Annotated in this window: 16 protein-coding genes and 1 tRNA gene; 4 read left to right on the top strand and 13 right to left on the bottom strand. The window is 73.0% G+C overall.

What is annotated here, in order from left to right; translation table 11 throughout:
• Positions 1-280 precede the first annotated feature (280 nt).
• From UIS43_RS20395 to UIS43_RS20365, 7 genes are all read right to left on the bottom strand, one after another.
• Positions 281-1,453 carry a DNA polymerase III subunit delta' gene (locus UIS43_RS20395; RefSeq protein ID WP_013155944.1) on the bottom strand — a complete coding sequence of 391 codons (1,173 nt, stop codon included), beginning with the start codon at positions 1,451-1,453 and terminating at the stop codon, positions 281-283.
• A 210-nt stretch (positions 1,454-1,663) separates the two neighbouring features.
• Positions 1,664-3,787 (bottom strand): dTMP kinase, encoded by a 2,124-nt coding sequence (tmk, locus tag UIS43_RS20390; protein WP_013155943.1) that lies wholly within the window; start codon positions 3,785-3,787, stop codon positions 1,664-1,666.
• 280 nt (positions 3,788-4,067) lie between these two features.
• Entirely contained in the window at positions 4,068-6,908 is a 2,841-nt protein-coding gene (topA, locus tag UIS43_RS20385; protein ID WP_013155942.1) for a type I DNA topoisomerase, read from the bottom strand.
• 641 nt (positions 6,909-7,549) lie between these two features.
• On the bottom strand, positions 7,550-8,881 hold the full coding sequence (locus UIS43_RS20380) for a hypothetical protein (RefSeq protein ID WP_013155941.1): 1,332 nt from the start codon (positions 8,879-8,881) through the stop codon (positions 7,550-7,552).
• Between the two features lie 319 nt (positions 8,882-9,200).
• Positions 9,201-9,947, bottom strand: a complete 747-nt coding sequence (locus UIS43_RS20375) for a chaplin family protein (RefSeq protein ID WP_370011324.1) — start codon at positions 9,945-9,947, stop codon at positions 9,201-9,203.
• 164 nt (positions 9,948-10,111) lie between these two features.
• Positions 10,112-11,149 (bottom strand): hypothetical protein, encoded by a 1,038-nt coding sequence (locus UIS43_RS20370; protein ID WP_370011322.1) that lies wholly within the window; start codon positions 11,147-11,149, stop codon positions 10,112-10,114.
• 223 nt (positions 11,150-11,372) lie between these two features.
• Positions 11,373-12,695 carry a M20/M25/M40 family metallo-hydrolase gene (locus UIS43_RS20365; RefSeq protein ID WP_013155938.1) on the bottom strand — a complete coding sequence of 441 codons (1,323 nt, stop codon included), beginning with the start codon at positions 12,693-12,695 and terminating at the stop codon, positions 11,373-11,375.
• A 144-nt stretch (positions 12,696-12,839) separates the two neighbouring features.
• Between UIS43_RS20365 and UIS43_RS20360 the strand changes: the two genes are divergently transcribed.
• Positions 12,840-12,924 (top strand) — tRNA-Leu (locus UIS43_RS20360).
• A 358-nt stretch (positions 12,925-13,282) separates the two neighbouring features.
• Here the strand turns inward: UIS43_RS20360 and UIS43_RS20355 are convergent.
• Both UIS43_RS20355 and UIS43_RS20350 read right to left on the bottom strand, forming a co-directional pair.
• Positions 13,283-14,152 (bottom strand): alpha/beta hydrolase, encoded by an 870-nt coding sequence (locus UIS43_RS20355; RefSeq protein ID WP_013155937.1) that lies wholly within the window; start codon positions 14,150-14,152, stop codon positions 13,283-13,285.
• A complete protein-coding gene (locus UIS43_RS20350) occupies positions 14,149-14,478 on the bottom strand; it encodes an amidohydrolase family protein (RefSeq protein WP_041553380.1) in 330 nt (109 codons plus the stop codon). The genes UIS43_RS20355 and UIS43_RS20350 overlap by 4 nt, the downstream gene beginning before the upstream one ends.
• Positions 14,479-14,685: 207 nt before the next feature.
• On the opposite strand from UIS43_RS20350, the gene UIS43_RS20345 reads away from it, so the two are divergent.
• A complete protein-coding gene (locus tag UIS43_RS20345; protein ID WP_071621133.1) occupies positions 14,686-15,264 on the top strand; it encodes a TetR/AcrR family transcriptional regulator in 579 nt (192 codons plus the stop codon).
• Between the two features lie 87 nt (positions 15,265-15,351).
• On the opposite strand, the gene UIS43_RS20340 is transcribed toward UIS43_RS20345, so the two are convergent.
• A complete protein-coding gene (locus UIS43_RS20340) occupies positions 15,352-16,896 on the bottom strand; it encodes a trypsin-like serine protease (RefSeq protein ID WP_370011317.1) in 1,545 nt (514 codons plus the stop codon).
• Positions 16,897-17,075: 179 nt separating this feature from the next.
• Between UIS43_RS20340 and UIS43_RS20335 the strand changes: the two genes are divergently transcribed.
• Together UIS43_RS20335 and UIS43_RS20330 are read left to right on the top strand one after the other, a co-directional pair.
• Positions 17,076-17,750 carry a response regulator transcription factor gene (locus tag UIS43_RS20335; RefSeq protein ID WP_013155934.1) on the top strand — a complete coding sequence of 225 codons (675 nt, stop codon included), beginning with the start codon at positions 17,076-17,078 and terminating at the stop codon, positions 17,748-17,750.
• Positions 17,747-18,883 (top strand): HAMP domain-containing sensor histidine kinase, encoded by a 1,137-nt coding sequence (locus UIS43_RS20330; protein ID WP_013155933.1) that lies wholly within the window; start codon positions 17,747-17,749, stop codon positions 18,881-18,883. The genes UIS43_RS20335 and UIS43_RS20330 overlap by 4 nt, the downstream gene beginning before the upstream one ends.
• Here UIS43_RS20330 and UIS43_RS20325 read toward each other — a convergent pair.
• The 3 genes from UIS43_RS20325 to UIS43_RS20315 form a co-directional block, all read right to left on the bottom strand.
• Complete coding sequence (locus tag UIS43_RS20325; RefSeq protein WP_041553487.1) at positions 18,867-20,096, bottom strand: cytochrome P450; 1,230 nt, start codon at positions 20,094-20,096, stop codon at positions 18,867-18,869. The genes UIS43_RS20330 and UIS43_RS20325 overlap by 17 nt on opposite strands.
• A gap of 104 nt (positions 20,097-20,200) precedes the next feature.
• Positions 20,201-20,998 (bottom strand): DUF4097 family beta strand repeat-containing protein, encoded by a 798-nt coding sequence (locus tag UIS43_RS20320; protein WP_013155931.1) that lies wholly within the window; start codon positions 20,996-20,998, stop codon positions 20,201-20,203.
• 76 nt (positions 20,999-21,074) lie between these two features.
• The gene (locus UIS43_RS20315) at positions 21,075-21,620 is read right to left on the bottom strand and encodes a histidine kinase (RefSeq protein WP_358416303.1); all 546 of its coding nucleotides are present in this window, start codon (positions 21,618-21,620) and stop codon (positions 21,075-21,077) included.
• Between the last annotated feature and the right edge of the window lie 11 nt (positions 21,621-21,631).

Below are 21,631 nucleotides of genomic sequence, written 5' to 3'. Positions count from 1 at the left end.
TCGTCACGTCCGACCGCGACCGACGTGTCGTCGGCGCCGCCCCATTCTCCACGACCGGCGCGGCCCGCACCGGTCCAACTCGCGTTCCTCTCCCCCGCCGGGGCGGTGTCGCGTACCCCTCCCCGCTCCGGCGCGGGGGCCGCCGTCCGGGTGCGGACGCCGCCGCACCGCCCCGCGACGGGTTCGCGCGGAGGGCCGCGCCTGCCACGGGACCGCCGGAACGGTGCCCGGGAAGGGCGGTCCCGCCCGCGGGGGGAGGCCGCGCCCGCGGGGCGGCCGCCTATCCGGCCAGGAGGGCGGAGGTCATGGCCTCCATGGCGATCTGGGGGTGCACGTTCGCGGCGATGCGCTCACGGCACTCCATGATGGCGTCGATCCTGCGCAGCGTGGACTCCGGTGTGCTGGAGCGGGCGACGCGTTCCAGGTCGCCGGAGCGCTCGGCCGTGGACAGCTCCACCCTCGCGCCCAGCTGGAGGGTGAGCGCGTCCCGGTAGAACGCGACCAGGTCGAGCAGGGCGCGGTCGTAGGAGTCGCGCTTGATGCGGGTGGCACGGCGCTTCTGCCGCTCCTCCAGGTCCTTCATCGCCCCCGCGGAGCCGCGCATCGCCTTGGCCACGCCCTTGCCCGTGGAGCCCTCGCCGAACGCGGCCCGCAGCTCCTCCCTCTCCTTCTCGTCGAGCGCCGTGGTGAGGGCCTTGGACTCCTCCTCGGCGATCTCGTAGAGCCGGGCGGCGGAGGTGACGCACGCGCCGAGCCCGTCGAGCCGGGCGGGGATGGACAGCACCTCCTCCCGGCGTCTGCGCGCCTCGGGGTCGGTGGCCAGCTGCCGGGCCCGGTCGATCCGCCCGGAGGCGGCGACCGCCGCGGCGCGGGCGGTCTCGGCGTCGATCCCGTCGCGCTGGACGAGGGCGTCCACCAGCTCCCGGGTGCCGGGCGTGGCCAGGGTGACCATGCGGCAGCGCGAACGGATGGTGACGAGCAGGTCGTCGGGGGTGGGGGTGCACAGCAGCCACACGGTGCGCGGCGAGGGCTCCTCCACCGCCTTGAGCAGGGCGTTGGAGGCGGCCTCGGTGGCGCGGTCGGCGTCCTCGAACAGCACGATCCGGAACCGGCCGCCGGAGGGTTTGGAGCCTGCGCGCAACACGAGGTCGCGGGTGGCGGCCACACCGAAGCTCAGTCCGCTGGGCCGCACGTACAGCACGTCGGGGTGGGTGCCGGCGAGGGTCTGGTGACAGGAGGCGCAGTGCCCGCAGCCGCCGTCCCGGCACTGGAGGGCGGCCGCGAAGGCCCGGGCGGCCTCCGAGCGGCCCGAACCGGGCGGCCCGGTGAACAGCCAGGCGTGGGTCATCCCCGTGCCCCGTCCGCCGGAGACGAGGTCGGCGGCCCCGGCGACGGCCCGCTGGAGCTGGCCCACCGTGGACCGCTGGCCGATGAGGTCGTCGAAGACCGTCATGCTTCCCTCCCACCGCTGGTGCTTCGGTCTTCAGGATAGGAGTCGGCGCCGACGTCCGGACCGTTGTCCACAGGCCGCTCTCCCCCGGCGCTGCGCCGGACCCGGGTCGGCCCGCTCCGGAGCGAGCCCCGCCCGGACACGGGCGAGGGCTCCCTCCCCCGAGCGGGGCAGGGAGCCCTCGGCGTGTCGGACGGCCCGGCCGCCTCGGCCTCAGCCCTGTCCGACCTCGTCGTTCCTGATCACCGGGATCATGCCGGTGACGGCCTCGGCGCTGCTCGGGACCGGGTCGGGCAGCAGGGAGCGCACCCGGCGCTGGATCTCGCGGGTGATCCTGTCCTGCGGCTCGCGGGCGTCGAGCACCAGGTAGCGCTCCGGCGCGGCCCTGGCCAGCTCCAGGAAGCCCCGGCGGACCCGGTCGTGGAACTCCGCAGGCTCGCCCTCGATGCGGTCGGCCGGGCCGCCCAGGCGGGACAGGCCGTCCTCCGGCCGCACGTCGAGCAGCACCGTCAGGTCCGGAACCAGGCCCTGCGTGGCCCAGTCGCTGATCCGGCGGATCTCGTCCGAGGACAGGTCGCGCCCCGAGCCCTGGTAGGCCAGCAGGGAGTCCACGTAGCGGTCGCTGATGACGACCGCGCCGCGCCGCAGGGCGGGCAGGATCTCCTGCTGGACGTGGTCGGCCTTGTCGGCCGCGTAGAGCAGCACCTCGGCGCGCGGGGTGATGTGCGAGTTCTCCCGGTCCAGGAGCAGGCCGCGCAGGCGCATGCCGAGCTTGGTCGCGCCCGGCTGGCGGGTGCCGATCACCTCGAACCCCTGGTCGCGCAGCCACACCGTCAGCTCGCGCACCTGGGTGGACTTGCCCGCGCCCTCGCCGCCCTCGACGACGATGAACGCGCCCGCGAGCCTGGCCTCCTCGTCCTCCTCCGGCGCGATCGCGACGCCGCGCAGCGCCGCGAACAGCTCCGGGAGCAGGCCGGGACCGGCCTCGGGGTCGTCCCGGCGGTTCATCCGCCGGTAGCAGACCAGCGCCACGACCAGGACGGCCAGGCCGGAGAGCATGAGGACGAGGCCGCTGCCGCGCAGGTCGTAGCTCAGGGGGCCGACCGGGATCCGGTAACTGCCGATGAGCCCGGCGGCCAGCGGGGCGAGCACGGCGGCGCCGACCAGGGTGACGCGGGCGGCGCCGTGCAGGAAGGCGAAGGCGGAACCCCGGTGCTCGTCCTCCACCTCGCGGTCGAACACCGCCAGGCCGATCACGCAGGCGATACCCGCGCCCACGCCGAGCAGCGCGGTGAGCACGGCGGTGAGCACCATGTCGGCGACGGCCCCGGCGAACAGCAGGGCCAGCCCGGCGAGGGCGATGCTCAGACCGAACAGCCGGCTGCGGCTGAACTGCTTGAGGACGCGCGGCCCGGCGAGCACGCCCAGGGCCATGCCCGCGAAGACCGCGGCGAAGACCACGCCGAAACCGGCGTTGCCCGCGCCCAGGCCCTCGACGTGCACGCGGCCGACACCGATGACCACGCCCCCGGCGGCCACGACGCAGAGCATGCCCGGAACCAGGCCGCGCACGCGGGGCGTGCCGCCCGCGTGGCGCCGACCGGTCCCCAGCGCGCGCAGGATGCCGCTGTCGCGGGTGTCGCTCTCCGCGTCCTTGGAGGGCTTGTGCCTGGGGATCGGCAGCCCGGCGACGACGACCGCCGCGACGACGAAGGTGAGGCCGTTGAGGTAGAGGGCGACGTCGGCCTCGGGGCTGGCCATGGAGGGCAGGAACGCGCCGAGCACGTTGCTGACCGAGGCGAGCGCGGCGAACAGCAGCGCCGCGACGGGCGCGGTGCCGTAGGCGGTGAGCAGGCTCAGCCGGTTCGCCTGCCCCAGCAGCTTGCGGGGCACCAGGTTGGGGACCGTGGCGTCCTTGGCCGGGGTCCAGAACAGGGCGACGACCTCGGCCAGGAGGGTGGCGATGAGGAGCCACTCCAGGGCGAAGCCGGGGAAGAGGAGGCCCACGACCGGGATGGAGACGTACAGCACGGCGCGCAGGACGTCGCCGACCACCATCGTCCACCTGCGGTCGAGGCGGTCGGCGACCGACCCGACCAGGGGGCTGAGCAGGATCGACGGGGCGAGCTTGATCGCCACGACGCCGCTGACGGCCAGGTACTGGACGAGCTGGGATCCGTCGGCGGTGAAGACGGTCGCCAGGGACACCAGTGCCAGCAGGCTGAGCCAGTCGCCCAGGCTGGAGAGGGAGAGAGAGATCCACAGCCTTCGGAAGGGTGTGATCGCAAGAACGTTGCGCGCCTCGGCCGGCGCTCCCAGGGGTGCAGATCTGCTCATAGCGCTCAAGATTATCGGTGAGGGGGAGAGGGAAGGACGGGTCGCGGACCCGCCTCAGAATCGTTGGATGGCTCCGGGGAGCGCGCACGTTTCCGCGTTCCCGTGAGTCCTGCCAAGCGTAGTACGGAAGGCTGCTCCCGCACAGGGGTGAGGCTGCGCCCACCCGGGGTGAACACGCGGGAGACCGCCCACCCGGTCACCCCCGTCGGGAGGTGTCCGGGTGAGCCTACGCGTGCCGGGGCCCGGGAGACGAATCCCGGCCGCTCCCCGCCGCCCGCGTCTACTCCTCCGGGGCGGGGTCGGAGGCGCCGGTCCCCTTGGCCGGTGACTTCCTGGCCGTCGTGGAGGTGGACGCCTTCTTGGCCGCCGTGCCCGTCTTCCTGGCCGTCGTGGAGGTCTTCTTGGCGGGCGCCTTCTTCGCGGCGGGCTTCTTGGCCGCGGGCTTCTTGGCGGGCGCCTTGGCGCGGCGCTCGGCCAGCAGCTCGGCGGCCCGCTGGTCGGTGATCGACTCCACCTCGTCGCCCTTGCGCAGGGAGGCGTTGACCTCCCCGTCGGTGACGTAGGGGCCGAACCGGCCGTCCTTGATCACCATCTTGGCGCCCGAGGCCGGGTCCTCCCCCAGCTCGCGCAGCGGCGGGGCGGCGGCGCGGCGCCCGCGCTGCTTGGGCTGGGCGAACAGCGCCGCGGCCTGCTCCAGTGTGACCGTGAACATCTGCTCCTCGGTCTCCAGGGAGCGGCTGTCGGTGCCCTTCTTGATGTAGGGGCCGAACCGGCCGTTCTGCGCGGTGACGTCCTCGCCGTCGATCTGGCCGACCACGCGCGGCAGCGACAGCAGGCGCAGCGCGTCCTCCAGGGTGACGGTGTCCAGGCTCATCGACTTGAGCAGCGAGCTGGTGCGCGGCTTGACCTTGGCCTTGGCCCTGGTCTTGGCCTTGCCCTCCTCGGCCTCCTGCGGCTCCTCGATCACCTCGGTGACGTAGGGGCCGAACCGCCCGGTCTTGGCCACGATGACGCGGCCGGTCTCGGGGTCGGTGCCCAGCTCCCGGTCGCCGCTGGGCTGGGCGAACAGCTCCTCGGCCTTGTCCACGGTCAACTCGTCCGGGGCCAGGTCCTCGGGCACGTTCACCCGCACGCCGTCCCGGTCCAGGTAGGGGCCGTAGCGCCCCACCCGCAGCACGATGTCGGTGCCGGGCAGCGGCAGGGAGCTGATCTCCTTGGGGTCGATGTCGGAGAGGTTGTCGTTGACCAGCTCCTTGAGCCCGGTCTCCCGCTGGCCCTCGGTGTCCTCGCCGCCGAAGTAGAAGCGGCGCAGCCAGGGCAGGCTCTCGGCCTCCCCCCGGGCGATGTCGTCGAGCACGTCCTCCAGGCGCGCGGTGAACTCGTAGTCCACCAGGTTGCCGAAGTGGCGCTCCAGCAACTGCACCACGGCGAAGGCCAGGAAGGACGGCACCAGCGCCGTGCCCTTCTTGAACACGTAGCCGCGGTCCAGGATGGTGCCGATGATCGAGGCGTAGGTGGAGGGGCGGCCGATCTCGCGCTCCTCCAGCTCCTTGACCAGGGTGGCCTCGGTGTAGCGCGCGGGCGGCCGGGTGCTGTGCCCCTCGGCCTCCAGGTTCTGGGCCTTGAGCGGGTCGCCCTCCGACATCGCGGGCAGGCGGCGCTCGCGGTCGTCCAGGTCGGCGGCCGGGTCGTCGGAGCCCTCCACGTAGGCCTTGAGGAACCCGTGGAAGGTGATGACCTTGCCGGTCGCGCTGAACTCGGCGACCTCGCCGTCGGAGGAGGTGCCCTCGATGCGCACGGTGACGGACTCGCCGACCGCGTCCTTCATCTGGGAGGCGACGGTGCGCTTCCAGACCAGCTCGTAGAGCCGGAACTCGGGGCCGGACAGGCCGGTCTGGGCGGGCGTGCGGAAGGTGTCGCCGGACGGGCGGATCGCCTCGTGCGCCTCTTGGGCGTTCTTGACCTTCTTGGCGTACACGCGCGGCTTGTCGGGCAGGTAGTCGCCGCCGTAGAGGCTGCGCACCTGGGAGCGGGCGGCCTTGACCGCGCTGTCCGACAGCGTGGTGCTGTCGGTGCGCATGTAGGTGATGTAGCCGTTCTCGTACAGCCGCTGGGCGACCTGCATGGTCTGCTTGGCCGACAGGCCGAGCTTGCGGGACGCCTCCTGCTGGAGGGTGGTGGTGCGGAACGGCGCGTAGGGCGAGCGGCGGTAGGGCTTGCGCTCCACCGAGGAGACCGAGAACCCGGCGCCGGACAGCCGCTCGGCGAGGCCGCGCGCCGCGGCCTCGTCCAGCTGGCGGACGGGGCGGTCCGAGCGCAGCGTGCCCTGCGGGGTGAAGTCGCGGCCCGCGGCGACGCGGGTGCCGTCCACGGAGACGAGGGCGGCGGGGAAGGTGGCGGGGCCTTCGGCGACACCGGCCTCGGTGGCGTCGAAGAGGGCCTTGAGGTCCCAGTACTCGGCGGAGGTGAACGCCATGCGCTCGCGTTCGCGCTCGACCACCAGGCGGGTGGCCACGGACTGCACGCGGCCCGCCGAGAGCTTGGGCATGACCTTCTTCCACAGCACGGGGGAGACCTCGTAGCCGTAGAGGCGGTCCAGGATGCGCCGGGTCTCCTGTGCGTTGACCAGGCGGGTGTTCAGGTCGCGGGTGTTGTGGGCCGCGCGCTGGATGGCGTCCTTGGTGATCTCGTTGAACACCATGCGGCGGACGGGGATGCGGGGCTTGAGCTCCTCCAGCAGGTGCCAGGCGATCGCCTCGCCCTCGCGGTCCTCATCTGTCGCGAGGAGGAGTTCGTCGGCGTCGGCCATGAGCTCCTTGAGCTTCTTGACGTGCGCCTTCTTGTCGGTGTTGACCACGTAGAGCGGCTCGAAGTCGCCGTCGACGTCCACCCCGAGCCGGGCCCACGCCTGCCCCTTGTACTTGGCGGGGATCTCGGCGGCCTTGTTGGGCATGTCGCGGATGTGGCCGATGCTGGACTCCACGACGTAGCCGCGCCCCAGATAACCGGCGATGGTCTTCGCCTTGGCCGGTGACTCGACGATGACGAGGGCGGTGCCCGCCCCCTGTCGTCCGCTGTCCTTCGAGCCGTTCTTGCCGGCGCTGCCCTTCGTGGGTGGCACGCTCTTCCCCTACGTCTAGCCCTACGTGATCTTTCCGGCCGCGGTCTGTCGGAAGCTCCTGGGAACCGACAGTAACCGAAACTCCAGGCGCTACCCCCGTCGGTGGGCGGGAGGGGCTGTCCCCTCCGCGGGTGAGGGCTCCGTCGCTCTGGGTGGACACCCGGCCCACGCCCACCGGCACCCGCAGAATAAGCGCTTCCCGAACCGGTACCGGTCCGTAGCGTACGTGAGCCGCCCCGGCAACGTGGGCCGGTTGGCCAGCACCGCCTCTGACGAGCACCCATAACGACCCCCGCGAGTGACTTCAGTCACACTTGATGGTCGTCGAGTGCCCGCTTTCCCCAGAATGCGGCGAGTCCTCCCGGATATTCCCGGGAGGACTCGGCTCACGTCACGGGCTGACGGCCAGCTCCTCCGCGCTCCCGCAGTCCACCGCGTTCCTCACGGAACGGGAGTGCGGAGGCGGGTCGTCGTGGCCCGTCGACGCGTACGGCACGCGTTGTGCCGGTCCGGGATCGCGCTCCGTGTCCGACGCCGCCCTGTGGGATACGGCACCCCGCAGTCCACCGCGTTCCTCACGGAACGGGACGCCGTACTCCCCCGGGCCCGCACGGACGCGGGCGCGATCCCCTGTTCTGTCGTTACAGGCCCACGCCCGCGGCGCCGAGCAGCTCGTTGACCGGGTCGGCCACACCCACGGGGGCGGACGCGGGCAGCTGGTCGGCGTGCTCGGGAGCGTGCTGCTCCACGGCCTGACGGGTGGTCTCGCTCACCTCGTACTCGACGGGCAGCATGTCCGAGACCGGGACCTCGGGCAGGTCCTGCACCAGGGGCAGGGCGTCCAGGGCGCTGGACTGGGCCTCGGGCGCGCTCTGGTGCACGACCGCGGCCCCGTCGCCGGTGCTGCTGGCGCCGGCCAGGCTCGCGACCGCCGCGATGGCGTTGCCGGAGACGTTGACCGGAACCTCGCCGTCCGCGACGAGCTGGTTGCCGCCGACCGCGGAGCCGTTGCCCGAGGTCGCGACGTGCTCCTCCTCCTCCAGCACCAGGGCGCCGGTGTCGGTGGAGGCCGCACCCGCCACGCCGCCGACCGCGCCGATGGCGTTGCCCGCGACGTTGACCGGCACGTCCAGGTCGACCACGGCCTGGTTGCCGCCCACCAGCGAGCCGTTGCCCGAGGTCGCGATGGACTGGTGCTCGCGCGGGGCCGACTGGTGCTCACGGGGCGCCGACTGGCGCAGCACGCCCGCGTTCACGCCGGAGGTGTCCGGCAGCGGCAGGATGGTGGCGTTCTCCGCGGCCTCGTGCACCAGGTCCATGGCCGTGTACTCGGCGGGCGCGGAGTGGTGCTCGCGGTGCCCGTGGCCGTGGCCGTCGTGCACCAGGGCGCCGGTGTCGGTGGCCGCGGCGCCGGCCACGCCGCCGACCGCGCTGATGGCGTTGCCCGCGACGTTGACCGGCACGTCCAGGTCGACCACGGCCTGGTTGCCGCCGAGCAGCGAGCCGTTGCCGGAGGTAACGGCGTCGGGGCTGTGGTGGTGGTGACGGTGGCCGTGCTGGTGCTCGACCACCGCGGCGCCCGTGTCGGTCGTGCTGGCGCCCGCGATCCCGGCCACGGCGGCGATCGCGTTGCCCGAGACGTTCACGGGGATCTCGCCGTCCACGACCAGCTGGTTGCCGCCGAGCGCGGAGCCGTTGCCCGACGTGGCCGCGTCGGGGCCGTGCTGGTGGTCGACCACGGCCGCGCCGGTGTCGGTGCTGCTGGCACCGGCGGTGCCCAGGACGGCGCCGATCGCGTTGCCGGAGACGTTCACGGGGACGTCCCCGTTCACGACCGCCTGGTTGCCGCCCAGCAGGGAGCCGTTGCCGCTCGTGACGGCCTGGCTGTCCGCGAAGGCCACGCCGCTGCCCAGCGCGACGAAACCGGCTGTCAGGAGCACCGACTTCGCGGATGTGCTGACCCACTTACGCATGTGGGAGGTCCTTTCAAACATGTCGATGAGAAGGTGTGTGCTCGGGCCACAGGCCGTTCCACGCCCCTGGGTGGGGTGCGGGCCTTCGGCCAAGGCCGGGGTTTCCTCCGGTCCGCCTCACACCTGGAAGGTGCGTGCTACCGGTGCTTGGAGAGTGCGCCGCGGTCCCGCTCCGCTGGTTGCGGCGGAACGCGCGCACCCCGTCCATCAGCCCCGCCCCGGAGGGCGGCGGCTGACGTGAACCCCGCGCACATGGCCTTGGCCGGTGCTACGGGACTCGCGTCAGCCCCCGGGCCGCGAACGGCCCGGGAGGCCGGGGTCAGGCGCGGGCGCGGCGCCTGCCGAACAGGAGCAGTCCGGCGCCCGCGGCGATCGCGGCGGCGGCGCTGGCGAACAGACCGCTCAGGGCGCTGCCGTCGGTGCCGGTCCGGGCGAGTTCCGGGGCGGGCGCCGGGGGCTCCTCGTCCGTGGCGGGCGGGGAGACGGGCTGCTCGGGCGTGCCGCCGCCACCGCCGCCGTTGCCGCCGCCGTGGTCGCCGCCACCGCCGCCGCCGTGGTGGCCGCCACCGCCACCGCCGCCGCCGTGGTGGCCGCCACCGCCACCGCCGCCGCCGTGGTCACCATCGCCGTAGCCGTCGTCGTGACCGCCGTCGTGGCCACCGCCGTCGTGACCGCCGCCGTCGTGGCCGCCGTCACCGGGCTCCCCCCCGTAGCCGGGCTTCTCCGGCTTCTCGGGGTTCTCGGGCTTCTCCGGGGTCTCCGGCTTCTCGGACTCGTCGGGGGTCTCGGGCTCCTCGGGCTTCTCGGGCGTCCAGGTGGAGCTGTCGTCCTCCACCACGGCCCCGCTGTCGGTGCACTGGGCGCCCGCGAGGCCGAGGACGGCGATCGAGTTACCGCAGACGTTGACGGGGGCGTCCAGGTCGGCCACGATCTGGTTGCCGCCGAGGATGGAGCCGTTTCCGCTGGTCGTGGCCGTGGTGTCGGCGTAGGCCACTCCGGCGCCGGCGGCGGTGAAGAATCCCGCGGCCACCAGTGCGGCGATACGGGCGTGCGTGTGGTAGGTCATCGCGTGTCCTTTGGTCAACGAGAAAGATCGGCCAGCTGCTCGTGGACCGCGGACGGAGAGCTTCGTGCTCCGGGGAAGCCGGGGAGAAGGCACGCCCGCCGGATTCGGCGAGGCGGCTGCGCGCAGAGGAGCGCACGGACCGGCCGCGGTCGTGGAGGACGCGGCTAGTCGGGAGCGAAGGAGGGGTCGTCCGCGGCGTCGCGGACAACCAGGGTGGGGTCACCGGGAAGGGCGACCCGCTGGGCCCGGGGAGCCAGGTGGTCGGCCCGGGCCGTCAGGAACCCGGCGGCGCCGGGCGCGGGGAAGGACGGAGACGCGGCGCCGGTGGCGTCCGCTCCGGCCTGGTGGTACCCGCCGCCCGCGATGAGGCGGATGCGCTCACCGGGGCCGTCGTCGCCCGGCGCCCGGTCGGCGCCCTCGTCGGCGACCCGGTGCCAGACGGACGGGTCCACGGGAGCGTGGACGGCCGTCACCCCGCCGGTGCGGTCCCCGTCGCGTTCCGCGCCGGAGCCCTCGTCCTCGTCGGACGCGGAGCGCTTGGGCGCGGGTGCGGTCGGGGAGAGTTCGTCGGCGCCGCCGAGGACGGGCAGGCCGAGCGGCGTCGCGGTGCCCGCGGAGCCGCCGATCCGGTCCTGCACGGCCCGGGTGGACTCGGCGAGCCCCTCGGAGACCGTGCCCACCAGGCTGCCGTCGCGCAGCGAGCGGTCGGTGGACTCCACCATGTCGTGGCCCCTGCGGGCGATGCCCCCGACGAGGTCGCCCGCGCCGCGCGCGGTCTCGTCGACGGTCCGGGTGGTGTCCTCGACCGCCCTGTTGGCGGCGGATCCGGTCCTGGTCCGCTCCAGGGCCGCTGTCACGCCGGTCCCGTGCAGGGTCTCGGCGGGAAGAGCGGCCGTCTGGGGCACCACGGTGTCGGCGAGCGACTCCGTGGCCGACGCGGCGCGGGCCGTGGCGTCGGAGAGGCGGGCGCTGCGGATCTCCTCCGCGGCGGCCTGTCCGGTGCGTCCGGTCCCGTCGCCGACCTCCAGCACGCGGTCGACCAGGCCACCGGACTCGGGGGCGGTCTCGCCGTGGGCGACACCGATCCCCCCGGCCAGCCATGCGACGGCGACGATGCCGGACAGGAGCAGCAGCCGGGCGGGGCTCAGGGCCATGCGGGCAGCGCGACTGGAGACCAGCCACTCCTTGCCCGCGAGCACCATGGATGCCCCCCGTTTCGCTGCTACTGGACGGTCCCGTGCGGTGGTCCCGCCACGGTCACACGCCGGTGCCGTTCCGCGCCCGCGAAGGCGGGCGGGGAGCCGTGCACCGTCGAACTCACAGCAACACTAACATCACGTTCGGTGACGGGAGGCCGGATTACGAACCGCGCCGAAAAAGTTCTCGGCGCGGTTCGGCTGAGGGGACGGCGCAAAGCGCCCGGGGTCAGCTCAACCCGACGAAACGGTCCAGGACGCGGACCCCGAACCGGAGGCCCTCGATCGGGACGCGCTCGTCCACCCCGTGGAACATGCCCGCGAAGTCCAGCTCGGGGGGCAGCTGGAGGGGGGCGAAACCGTAGTTGCGCACCCCGAGCCGCGAGAAGCTCTTGGCGTCCGTCCCCCCGGAGAGGCAGTAGGGGACGGCCTTGGCGCCGGGGTCCTCGGCCAGCAGCGACTCCGACATGGCGCTGACCAGGCCGCCGTCGAAGGAGGTCTCCACGGCGGGCAGGTGGTGGATGAACTCGCGGCTGACCTTGGGGCCCAGCAGCCGGTCGATCTCGGCGAAGTACGCGTCCTCGGTGCCCGGCAGGAAGCGGCCGTCCACCTGGGCGGTGGCCTCGCCCGGGATGACGTTGGCCTTGTAGCCGCCGCCCAGGACCGTGGGGTTGAGGGTGTTGCGCAGGGTAGCGCCGATCATGCGCGCGATGGGGCCCAGGCGGGCGACCGTGGCGTCCACGTCCCCTTCGTCGAAGGGGATGCCGAACTCCTCGCAGATCTCCTCCAGGAAGGTCCGCACGGTCGGTGTGAGCTGGACGGGGAACCGGTGCTCGCCCAGGCGGGCGACGGCCGCCGCCAGTTCGGTGACGGCGTTGTCGGTGTTGACCATCGAACCGTGCCCGGCGGTGCCGCGCGCGGTCAGCTTCATCCAGGCGATGCCCTTCTCGGCGGTCTCGATGAGGTAGAGGCGCCGGTTCTCCTTGACCGTGAACGAGAAGCCGCCGACCTCGCTGATCGCCGAGTCGCAGTCGGCGAACAGGTCGGGGTGCTCGTCGACCAGGTACTGGGCGCCCCAGGTGCCCCCGGCCTCCTCGTCGGCGAGGAAGGCCAGCACGATGTCGCGCGGGGGACGGCGGCCCTCGCGCAGGCGCTGGCGCAGCATCGCCAGGACCATCGCGTTCATGTCCTTCATGTCGACCGCGCCGCGGCCCCACACGCAGTCGTCGGCGACCTCGCCCGCGAAGGGGTGGTGGGTCCAGTCCTCCGGGGCCGCCGGAACGACGTCGAGGTGGCCGTGGATGAGCAGCGGGGGACGACTGGAGTCCTCCCCCGTGATCCGGGCCACGACGTTGCTGCGCCCCGGGTGCTTCTCGTAGATCCTCGACTCGACGCCGACCTCGTCGAGCTTGGCCGCCACGTACTCGGCCGCCTTGCGCTCCCCGGGTCCCGAGTGGTCGCCGTAGTTGGAGGTGTCGAACTCGATGAGCTCCCGGCACAGGTCGACCACCTCGACCTCGGCCGCGCTCAGTTCCCTGCCTGGCTCCGCCATCTGACGCTCCCGTCCAGCCGCACCTTGTCGCCCTACTGTTCCACCGACCCTGCCATGTCTTCCACCGGCGGAAAACATGGTTCGCGCGGTGTTCGACCTTTGCTATGGTTGACGTGTCCGGCGCGGGAGCGCCGAGCACACCCGGTCCGGGTGGCGGAATAGGTAGACGCGCTAGCTTGAGGTGCTAGTGGCCGTTAAGGCTGTGGGGGTTCAAGTCCCCCCTCGGACACAAACGAAAGGCCCTGCTCGCAGGGCCTTTTTTTCATGCCCGGGCCGCGACGGGGGTGCGACCGGAGTGGATCGTCCGAAGGGGGACGCCACCTGCTCGGCGGCGTGGGTCCGCACGCCCGGAAGCGCGTGGCGCGGTCGTCACCCGTCCCACGCACAACACCGCCGCCGGGCGCGGTGGACCATTGTGCGCGGAACGGCCCGAACGATGGTCGGGTCGCCCGCCCCGCGTCCCGCCCGCCATGGGCCGTTCGCGGCGGAGGCGGACGCGGGTCCTGTGTCGCCTCCCAGGACGGACGGGGCGGGGCGAGGGGACGGTGACGCGCTCCCGCCGCACGGTCGGCGGGGAGCAGCGTCGGCTAGCGCGTGTGGCACGCCTTCAGGTAGCTCAGGAACGACGCCTGTAGCCCGGTGACGTGCGTCTCCCGCAACAACACGTGCGAGATCCGCTCCGACCGCCCCTTGGCGTGCAACTGTTCCACCGTCGTCAGGACGTTACGGGCCATCCCGCGGTAGAACGGAATGTCCCCCAGCAGCTCGGCTTCGTTCAGCGTGATGTGCAGCCGTGGAGCGGCCGCGTCCTCGCCGGGTTCCGGCAGGGCTTCGACGAGGGTGAGGATCCGGCTGTCCGCACTGGCCACACCGGGGCTGCCCGCACCGACGCTCGCGAAGGGTCCTGTCCCGCGCAGCCACGCGTAGAGGGCGAAGAGGCCTCCGTAGGAGTAGCCGAAGAGGCCGTGCCCGGACTCGCTGACACGCAGCTTCGACCGCAGGTGGGGGTGGAGTTCGCCGGTCAGGAAGTCGAGGAAGGCGTCGGCCCGGGTTTCCCGCAGCTCCGCGAGGTAGGCGTCGACCTGCTCCCGGGTCATCGCACCCGACTCGCGGGCCGCCGCGAGGGTGGCCAGCATGTCGTCACCGACGGGTTCGCCCGGCGGCACGAGGTCGCGGTTGCGGATGTGCGCCCAGCCCGCGGCCTCCTCACCGGCGTACCCGACGCTGACCTGGATGTAGGGGGCGATCGTCAGGTAGGGGTCCGCCTGGGTGACGATGAGGGGCGCGGTGAGGCCGACCGTCCAGTTGCCGTCCAACACGTAGATCAGCGGCAGGTGGTCCGCGGAGTCCGCGTAACCGGGGGGTGTGGTCACCCAGACGCCGTAGCGGCGCCCCGACCGCGCGGTGGTCTCCAGGTACTCCGTGTCCGGCAGGCAGCCGTGCAGTATCCCGCTCATCGGGCTTCTCCCTTCATGATGCGGCCGTCCTTCACGACGAGGACGGCCGTGTCCGGATCGGCGAACACCGCCGCGTCCTGGAGCGGGTTCCGCCGCCAGACGACCATGTCGGCCCGCATCCCCACCCGGATCGTCCCGACCGTCCCGCCCAGGCCGAGGATGTCGGCGTTGACGCCGGTGGCCGACACGAGCGCCCGCATGGGTGACTCCAGCTCGGCGCGCAGCCGCAGCTCCTCGCCCCGGCGCCGCTGGTTCGGCCCGATGAGGTCCGAACCCAGGCCGATCCGCGGGCCCGCCGCACGGGAGGCCTCCAACGCCGAGGCCATGCGCTGACGGACCCGGCGAGGCGGTCCCGCACACCCACGTCGACCGCGGTCGGGTCGGCGCCCGATCCGTCCGCGACGATGCCGCCGGCGAACCAGGCATCGGCCACGGGGCCTCCTCTCCGGGACTGCGACCCACCATCCTCAACAGTGGTGAATTCGCTGTGCGGTAACGTACTCAACAGTGGTGAATTCGTCAAGGGAGGCAGTGTGAGGGCACCGGTCGGGGAAGGCAGGGAGCGCCTCCTGCAGGCGCTGTTCGAGGAGTACGGCGGGAGCGGCCCCAGCCCGAACCTGTCGATGCGCCAGGTGGCGGAGCGGCTCGGCGTACACCACACGCTGCTGACCTACCACTTCGGGTCGCGGCCGGGACTCCTGCGCGCCGTGCTGCTGGAGGCGCGCCGCCGCGACAACCTCGTCATCGCCGCGACCGGCGGCGAACTCGGGTTCGCCGCCCTGTGCAGGGCCGTGTGGAGCTTCTACGCGAACGACGCGCACGAGGACCGGATCCGCGCCTTCTTCCACCTGGTCGGACTCGCGGTGTACGAGCACGACGTCTTCCATGAGTTCGTCGCCGACATCGACGACCTGGCGTCCCTCCTCGAAGCGGCCGCCCTTCGCGACGGACACACGGCGGCGGACGCGAGGCAGCGGAGCATCATCGCGACCTCGTGCCTGCGAGGGCTGTTGCTGCAGAGGCTGCTGGCCCCCTCCGCCGAGGTCGACGCCGCGGCCGAGCGCTTCATCACGTCGTTGGCGGCGTCCGGGGGCGACAGCCCGGCGTCGTGAACCACGAGGACGCGGTGGGCCGCGCCGGGGCCGCGCACGGGCTCCCCGTCGCGGCCCCGAAAGCGTCGGGCGGGCCGGTCGGAACGGTCAGGCCGACCCGGCGCCGGTGAGGGAGCAGCCCCGGCGTGACAGGTCCAGCTCCGAACGGTCGGTCAGGCAGGCCGGGACCGTGTGGACCTGCTGGCCGTAACCGCGTCCCCGCTCGAAGGTCACGTTCCCGTCCGCGTCCACCTCGCAGGGGTTGTCGTCGGTGCACTCCTCGCCGTCCCTGTTGTGGGTGTTGTGGACGCCCACGACGGTGGAACCGTCGGGGGCCAACAGCACCGAGCCGGACATGCCGGGGTAGGGGAGGCATCCCTCACCGGAGGCGTAGCGGATCGGGTCGTCCTGTTGGTAGCCGCCCTCGCGCAGGTGCGCGGGCACGGCCTCGACGGAGCAGTCCGAGCGGGTGCCGGGAGAGACCATGGTCACCTCGTCGCCGGGGCGCACGGGGGTGGTGCCGAGTTCGAAGGTCTTCGCCCCCTGGGAGGCCAACTGCTCGTAGGTCCGGTCCAGGCGGTAGAGCGCGACGTCGGTTCCGGTCATCGTCGCGTACACCAGGCGCTCGGCCCGGGCGGTGACCCGGGGATAGCCCCGGGGGTCGGCCACGGGCACCTCCAGGTCGGCGGGCCGGTCCACGAGGGCCTCCCCCGGCGCCGGCCAGTCCTCCCGTACGCAGTGGCCGTTGGTCAGCATCAGCGCCGGCGCGTCCGGCTCCGAGGCCGGGGTGCGCACCACCGAGCCCACGCAGCCCTGGAGGTCCACCATGCCCTCCACGTCCGGGATCTCGTCGTCCGGGGGCACGTCGGTGCCGGAGACGACGCCGTCGATCCACCCGGTGTGCCGGGTGGCGTCGGTGAACAGCGTGGGCGCCCCCTCCCCGCTGGGACCGCTGACCACCCCGGACAGCGCCCACGCGCCGTCCTCGCGGACCAGCGCGGGACCGCCCGAGTCCATGTTGGCCGCGGCCACGCTCCCGTCCCGGCTGCCGACGCACAACTCGCCCTCGACCGCCTGGCCGAGGCACGCCGAGGGCGGCTGCACCACGGTGTCGGCCTCCCGCAACCGTGTCGGGAAGCAGTCGGGGTTCCCGGCGTCGTCGCACGTCATGCCCCAGCCCATGATCCGCACCGGTGTCCCGGGCGGTGGCGAGGCCGAGGCGATGGGCAACGGTTGGGCCTCGACGGGGCGCTCCAGGTGCATCAGTGCGAGGTCCCTGCCCCAGAAACCCCCTTCGTCCCCGCTCGTGGCCAGCCGGTAGTAGTGGTCGACCTCGGCCACCTCGCCTCCGGAGTCGGAGTCCGGCGACCCGACGCGGACGCTCCAGCCCCGCGGAACGCCCGTCCGCGCGTTGGTCGGGTTCTTGCCCGCGCAGTGGCTGGCGGTCAGCACCCACTGGGGAGCCAGGACGACGACCCCGCACCCGTGGCCGTCCGGGCGCGGCGGCGCGGGGTAGTCAGGCTGGAACGAGCCCATGAACTCATACGACTGTGTTGAAGGGTTCCCGCCCACGATGGCGTGCGCCGGGACCGCGGTGACCACGGTCGCGGTCACCGCGAGGACGAGAGCGGACAGGAGAGTACGACTTCGCATGCGCCCGACCGTAGGAGGGCGGTTGTTGCGCGGATGTGTGGTCCTCGTGCCCGGCGCCCAACGTTTTCGCAACAGGCCCCCGCCTATGCTGAACGGCCACGGAGCCGGGTCGCGCGGACGCCGGCGCCGTCGGCGGGGCGTGCCGGGACGCGGCAGCGATCGGAGCGGGAGGGGGCACCATGCGTGTGCTGATCGTCGAGGACGAGGTCTTCATGGCCGAGGCGCTCCAGGCGGGGCTGCGCCAGGAGGCCATCGCCGCCGACATCGCCCTCGACGGCGACCAGGCGCTGGAGCGCGCCGCGGTCAACGACTACGACGCGATCGTCCTCGACCGGGACATCCCGGGGGTCCACGGTGACGACGTGTGCGCGGCGGTGGTGCGCGACCATCCCGGGACCAGGGTTCTGATGCTCACCGCCGCGACCCGGCTACGGGACAAGGTGGGCGGATTCGCCCTGGGCGCCGACGACTACCTCACCAAGCCCTTCGCTCTGGAGGAACTGGTCGTGCGCCTGCGCGCACTCGCCCGGAGGCCCTCGTCGTCCGTTCCGCCGGTCCTGGAATGGGGCGGACTGCGCCTGGACCCGTACCGCAGGGAGGCCGAACGGGACGGGCGCCGTCTGAGGCTGCCCCGCAAACAGTTCGCCGTCCTGGAGCTGCTCATCAGGGCGGGAGGGGGCGTGGTCAGCTCCGAGACGCTGCTGGAGAAGGTCTGGGACGAGAACGCCGACCCGTTCACCAGCGCGCCCCGGGTGACGATGTCGCAGCTGCGCAGGACCCTGGGCAGGCCGGACCCCATCGTCACCGTCCCCGGAGCCGGGTACCGCCTCGCGGCCCCCGGGGAGGAGCGGTGAACGCCCGCGTCCCCGCCCCGTCCGGGAGGAGGGGCAGCGCACGCCTGCGCCTGACCCTGAGCTACGCCGGTTTCCTCGTGGCGGCGGGCCTGGCGGTGCTGGCCGGGGTCTACGTGGTCCTGCGCTACGTCCCCGACTACCCGCTCACCGCGGCCAACCCGCGCGACTCCGGCGGCCCGGTCGTCCCCACCCGCGGGCAGATCCTCGACGCCGTCGTCATGGTCTCCGGGGTCGTCCTGGCGGTGTTGGCCGTGATCGGACTCGTCGGCGGGTGGTTCCTCGCCGGATGGGTGCTGCGCCCCCTGCACCGGATCAACGAGGCTGTGCGCATCGCCGCCTCGGGGCGGCTGGAGCACCGCATCCGGCTGCACGAGCGCAACGACGAGTTCCGACAGCTCGCCGACGCCTTCGACCACATGCTCGACCGCCTGGAGAACGCGTTCGAGACCCAGGAGCGCTTCGCCGCCAACGCCTCCCACGAACTGCGGACCCCGCTGGCCGTGACGGCCACCCTCCTGGACGTGGCCCGCCGCGACCCGGAGGGGCAGGACGTCCCGCACCTGGTCGAACGGCTCAGCGTCACCAACGCCCGGGCGGTCGAGCTCACCGAGGCCCTCCTGCGGCTGGCCGACGCGAACGCCGTGACCGCCGTCTCCGTGCCGGTCGACCTGGCCGACATCGTCCGCGACGTCGTGGCCGAGAACTCGGCGGAGGCCGAGCGCCGCGGGGTGCGGCTGTACCTCGCGTCGGCTCCGGCGCCGACGCTCGGCGACCCCGCACTGCTCACCCAGCTCACGCAGAACCTGGTGCAGAACGCGTTGCGCCACAACGCGGGGCGGGACGGGACGGCTTCGGTCAGCACCGGTCACGCCCCCGGCGCCGGGACCGTCCTGCGGGTCGACAACACCGGTCCGCACCACACGCCCGAGACGGTGGCCCGACTGCACGAACCCTTCCTGCGCGGGCAGGGCAGGTTCGGGGCCGACCCGGGCCACGGGCTGGGCCTGGCCCTGGTCGCGCGGGTGGTCGAGGTCCACGGCGGCGCGCTGGACCTGCGACCGCGCGCGGGCGGGGGGCTGACCGTGACGGTCACGCTCCCCCGCCCGCACGGTCACCTCACGCCGTCACCGTAGACACGTCCCAGGTGACCGGGAGGCTCTTCAGCCCGTGCAGGTCCGCGGTCTCCGGACGCAGTCCGGCCTCGACCTCCTCGGCCGGCACGGCCAGGCGCAGCGTGGGGAAGCGGTCGAACAGCGCGGGCAGCGCGACCCGCATCTCGACGCGGGCCAGCTGCTGCCCCAGGCACTGGTGGATGCCGTGGCCGAAGGCCAGGTGCCCGCCCTCGCGCCTGCCGACGTCGAGGACGTGGGGATCGGTGAAGCGCTCGGGATCGCGGTTGGCGGTGTTGAGCGACACGATGACCGTCGTACCGGCCTCGACGGTCCGGCCGCCCAGCTCGACGTCCTCCAGCGCCGTCCTCATGAACGTCTTGGCCACGCTCAGGTACCGCAGCAGCTCCTCCACGGCACGGTCGGCGAGCGCGGGTTCGTCCCGCAGCGCGGCCAGCTGCGCCGGATCGCGCAGCAGTGCGAAGGCGCCCAGCGCCAGGGTGTTCGCTGTGGTGTCGAACCCGGCCGCCAGCAGGACCAGGCTGATCCCCTTCAGCTCCTCGTCGGTCAGGTCGCTGTCGGTGAGGTCGCTGAGCACGTCGTCGGTGGGGTTCGCGCGCTTGGCGGCCACCAGTTCCGCGAGGTAGCGCTGGGTCGCGGTGTAGGCCGCTGTCAGGTCCTCGTCGCTCGTCTCCCCGCTCATGAACTTGTCGATGTTCTCCTGGAAGGAGCGCCGGTCCTCGTACGGCACCCCCAGCAGCTCACAGATCACCATGGTGGGGACGGGCTTGGCGAACGCGGTCACCAGGTCCGCCGTCGGCCCGGCCGCCTCCATGGCGTCCAGGTGCTCGGCCGTGATCTCCTCGACGCGCTCGGTGAGCAGCCGCATCCGCCGCGCGGTGAACCTGCCCACCAGCGGTTTCCTGTAGCGCCCGTGCTGCGGCTCGTCCATGAGGAGGAACTCGCCGGGCGGCGCCGGAGGGACCTCGATGTCGCCGTAGTCGATCAGCGGGTGGTGGCGCATGAGCTCCTTGCGGGAGCTGAAGCGCGGGTCGGCCAGGACCGACCGGACCAGGTCGTATCCGGTGACCAGCCAGCCCTGGTGGCCGTCGGGGAAGGCGTAGCGGCTGATGGGGCCGTGCTCGCGCGCCCGGAGCAGTTCCTCGGGCGGATCGAAGGGGCAGCCGGGCCGACGCGCCTCGGGCAGCGCCGTGACGGTGTGGAGGGGGTCGCTCATGGCCGTTCCTCGTCTGGCGGTGGTGTGTGTCCGGCGCAGTCCGGTGACCGCGACGGCCGAGCGGGGGGTGCGCTGGTTCATGTTCGGTCTCTTCTTCCGTCTGTTCAGGACCGGTGGACGATGACGTCGCCGTGGACGCTGCGGGCGCGGATCTCGACGGTCTCCTCGGCGGGGCCGGGGCCGTCGGCGGCCTCCAGGGAACTGCGCACGACGCCCTTCTTGGACACCGCGTCCAACCAGGCGGCGGTGCCCTCGCGGACGCCGATCTCCAGTTCCCCGAAGGCGGTCCCGATGTCGATGCCGCCCCGGACCACCTGGCCGAGCCGGATGCTGCCGTGGTGGGTGCGCGCGGTGACGGAGGCCAGGGCGCGGTCGGCGGTGATGTCACCGTGCGCGGAGTTGGCCCGCAGATCACCGGTCACCGTGCCGAGGGTGAGGGCCCCGCCCGTGGACTTGACCACGGCGGAGCCGTCGATCTCCCCCGCGCGGACCCAGCCGTGTCCCGTGGTGAGCTCGGCGTTGCCGGTGACGCGGTCCACGGCGATGTTGCCGTTGGAGAAGGTGATCTCGGACGCGCCCAGGACCCCCTCGCAGCGGGCGCTGCCGAAGCCGCCGCTGACGTGGACGCGCGAGCCCGCGGGCAGTTCGACGGTGATGTCGACCATGCCCTTGCGCCCGATCACGCGGCCCAGGCCCGAGGGCTGGGGGTCCCTCACCTGGAGGCGGCCTCCGGCGTACTCGACCTCGACCTGTTCGGCGGCCCGCACGTCGCTCTCCTTGGCGGCGTCGCGCGGGTGGACCTCGACGGTGGTCTCGGTGCGGCCTCCGGCGTTGATCTGGAGGGTTCCGGCGACCAGGGTGATGTCGGCGGTGACGGGTCCGGGGGTGTCGAAAGTTGGCATGGCTGTCTCCCTGACGTGGCGTTGGTGGTCGTCTCCGCCGGTGGGAGACGTGGTGGAGTCGGGCGGCCGGGTCCGGTCAGCGGACCCAGCCGGTGTAACCGCGGCCGATCTGGCGTGCCCGGGTGTCGGGTCGGCGCCTGCCGCTGTCGAGGGACGCGGTCACCGCGCGCACCAGCCAGGCGTTGACCGACAGCCCCTCCCCGCGGGCCGCCTCCTCGACGTGCGGCTTGAGGCGGTCGGGCAGGCGCAGGGTGATCCGCGACGTGCCCCCGTCCTCGGCGTCGGCCCGGAGCTGCTCCGTGAGGGCCCGGTCGGCCTGTCTGACGTCATCCTGGTGCGCCTGTGGCGTCATGAGACCGTCGTCTTCGACGTCTTCGAAGTCGGGTGACGTCACGATGAAGTCAGCCCGCCGTCCGCGCAGCCGGACCTCGACCGACCCGGGCGCGAGTTCGCGCGTGATCTCGTCTGCGGCGGCGGAGAGCGCGTCCAGCAGAGTCAGCCGCGCAGCGGGTTCCAGAGCTGCACTGAGACGTTCGGCGATGACCCGGGCGTCCTCGTTCCCGGCCTCGGCGGCCACCTGGAGCTGGCGTCGGAGTTCATCGACATACGGCATCAAATCCATGACGTCATTAT

It is taken from the genome of Nocardiopsis sp. LDBS0036 (assembly GCF_041228755.1).
In the GTDB taxonomy this organism is placed as follows: Bacteria; Actinomycetota; Actinomycetes; order Streptosporangiales; family Streptosporangiaceae; genus Nocardiopsis; species Nocardiopsis dassonvillei.
This window is presented reverse-complemented; position numbering and strand designations above follow the sequence as displayed.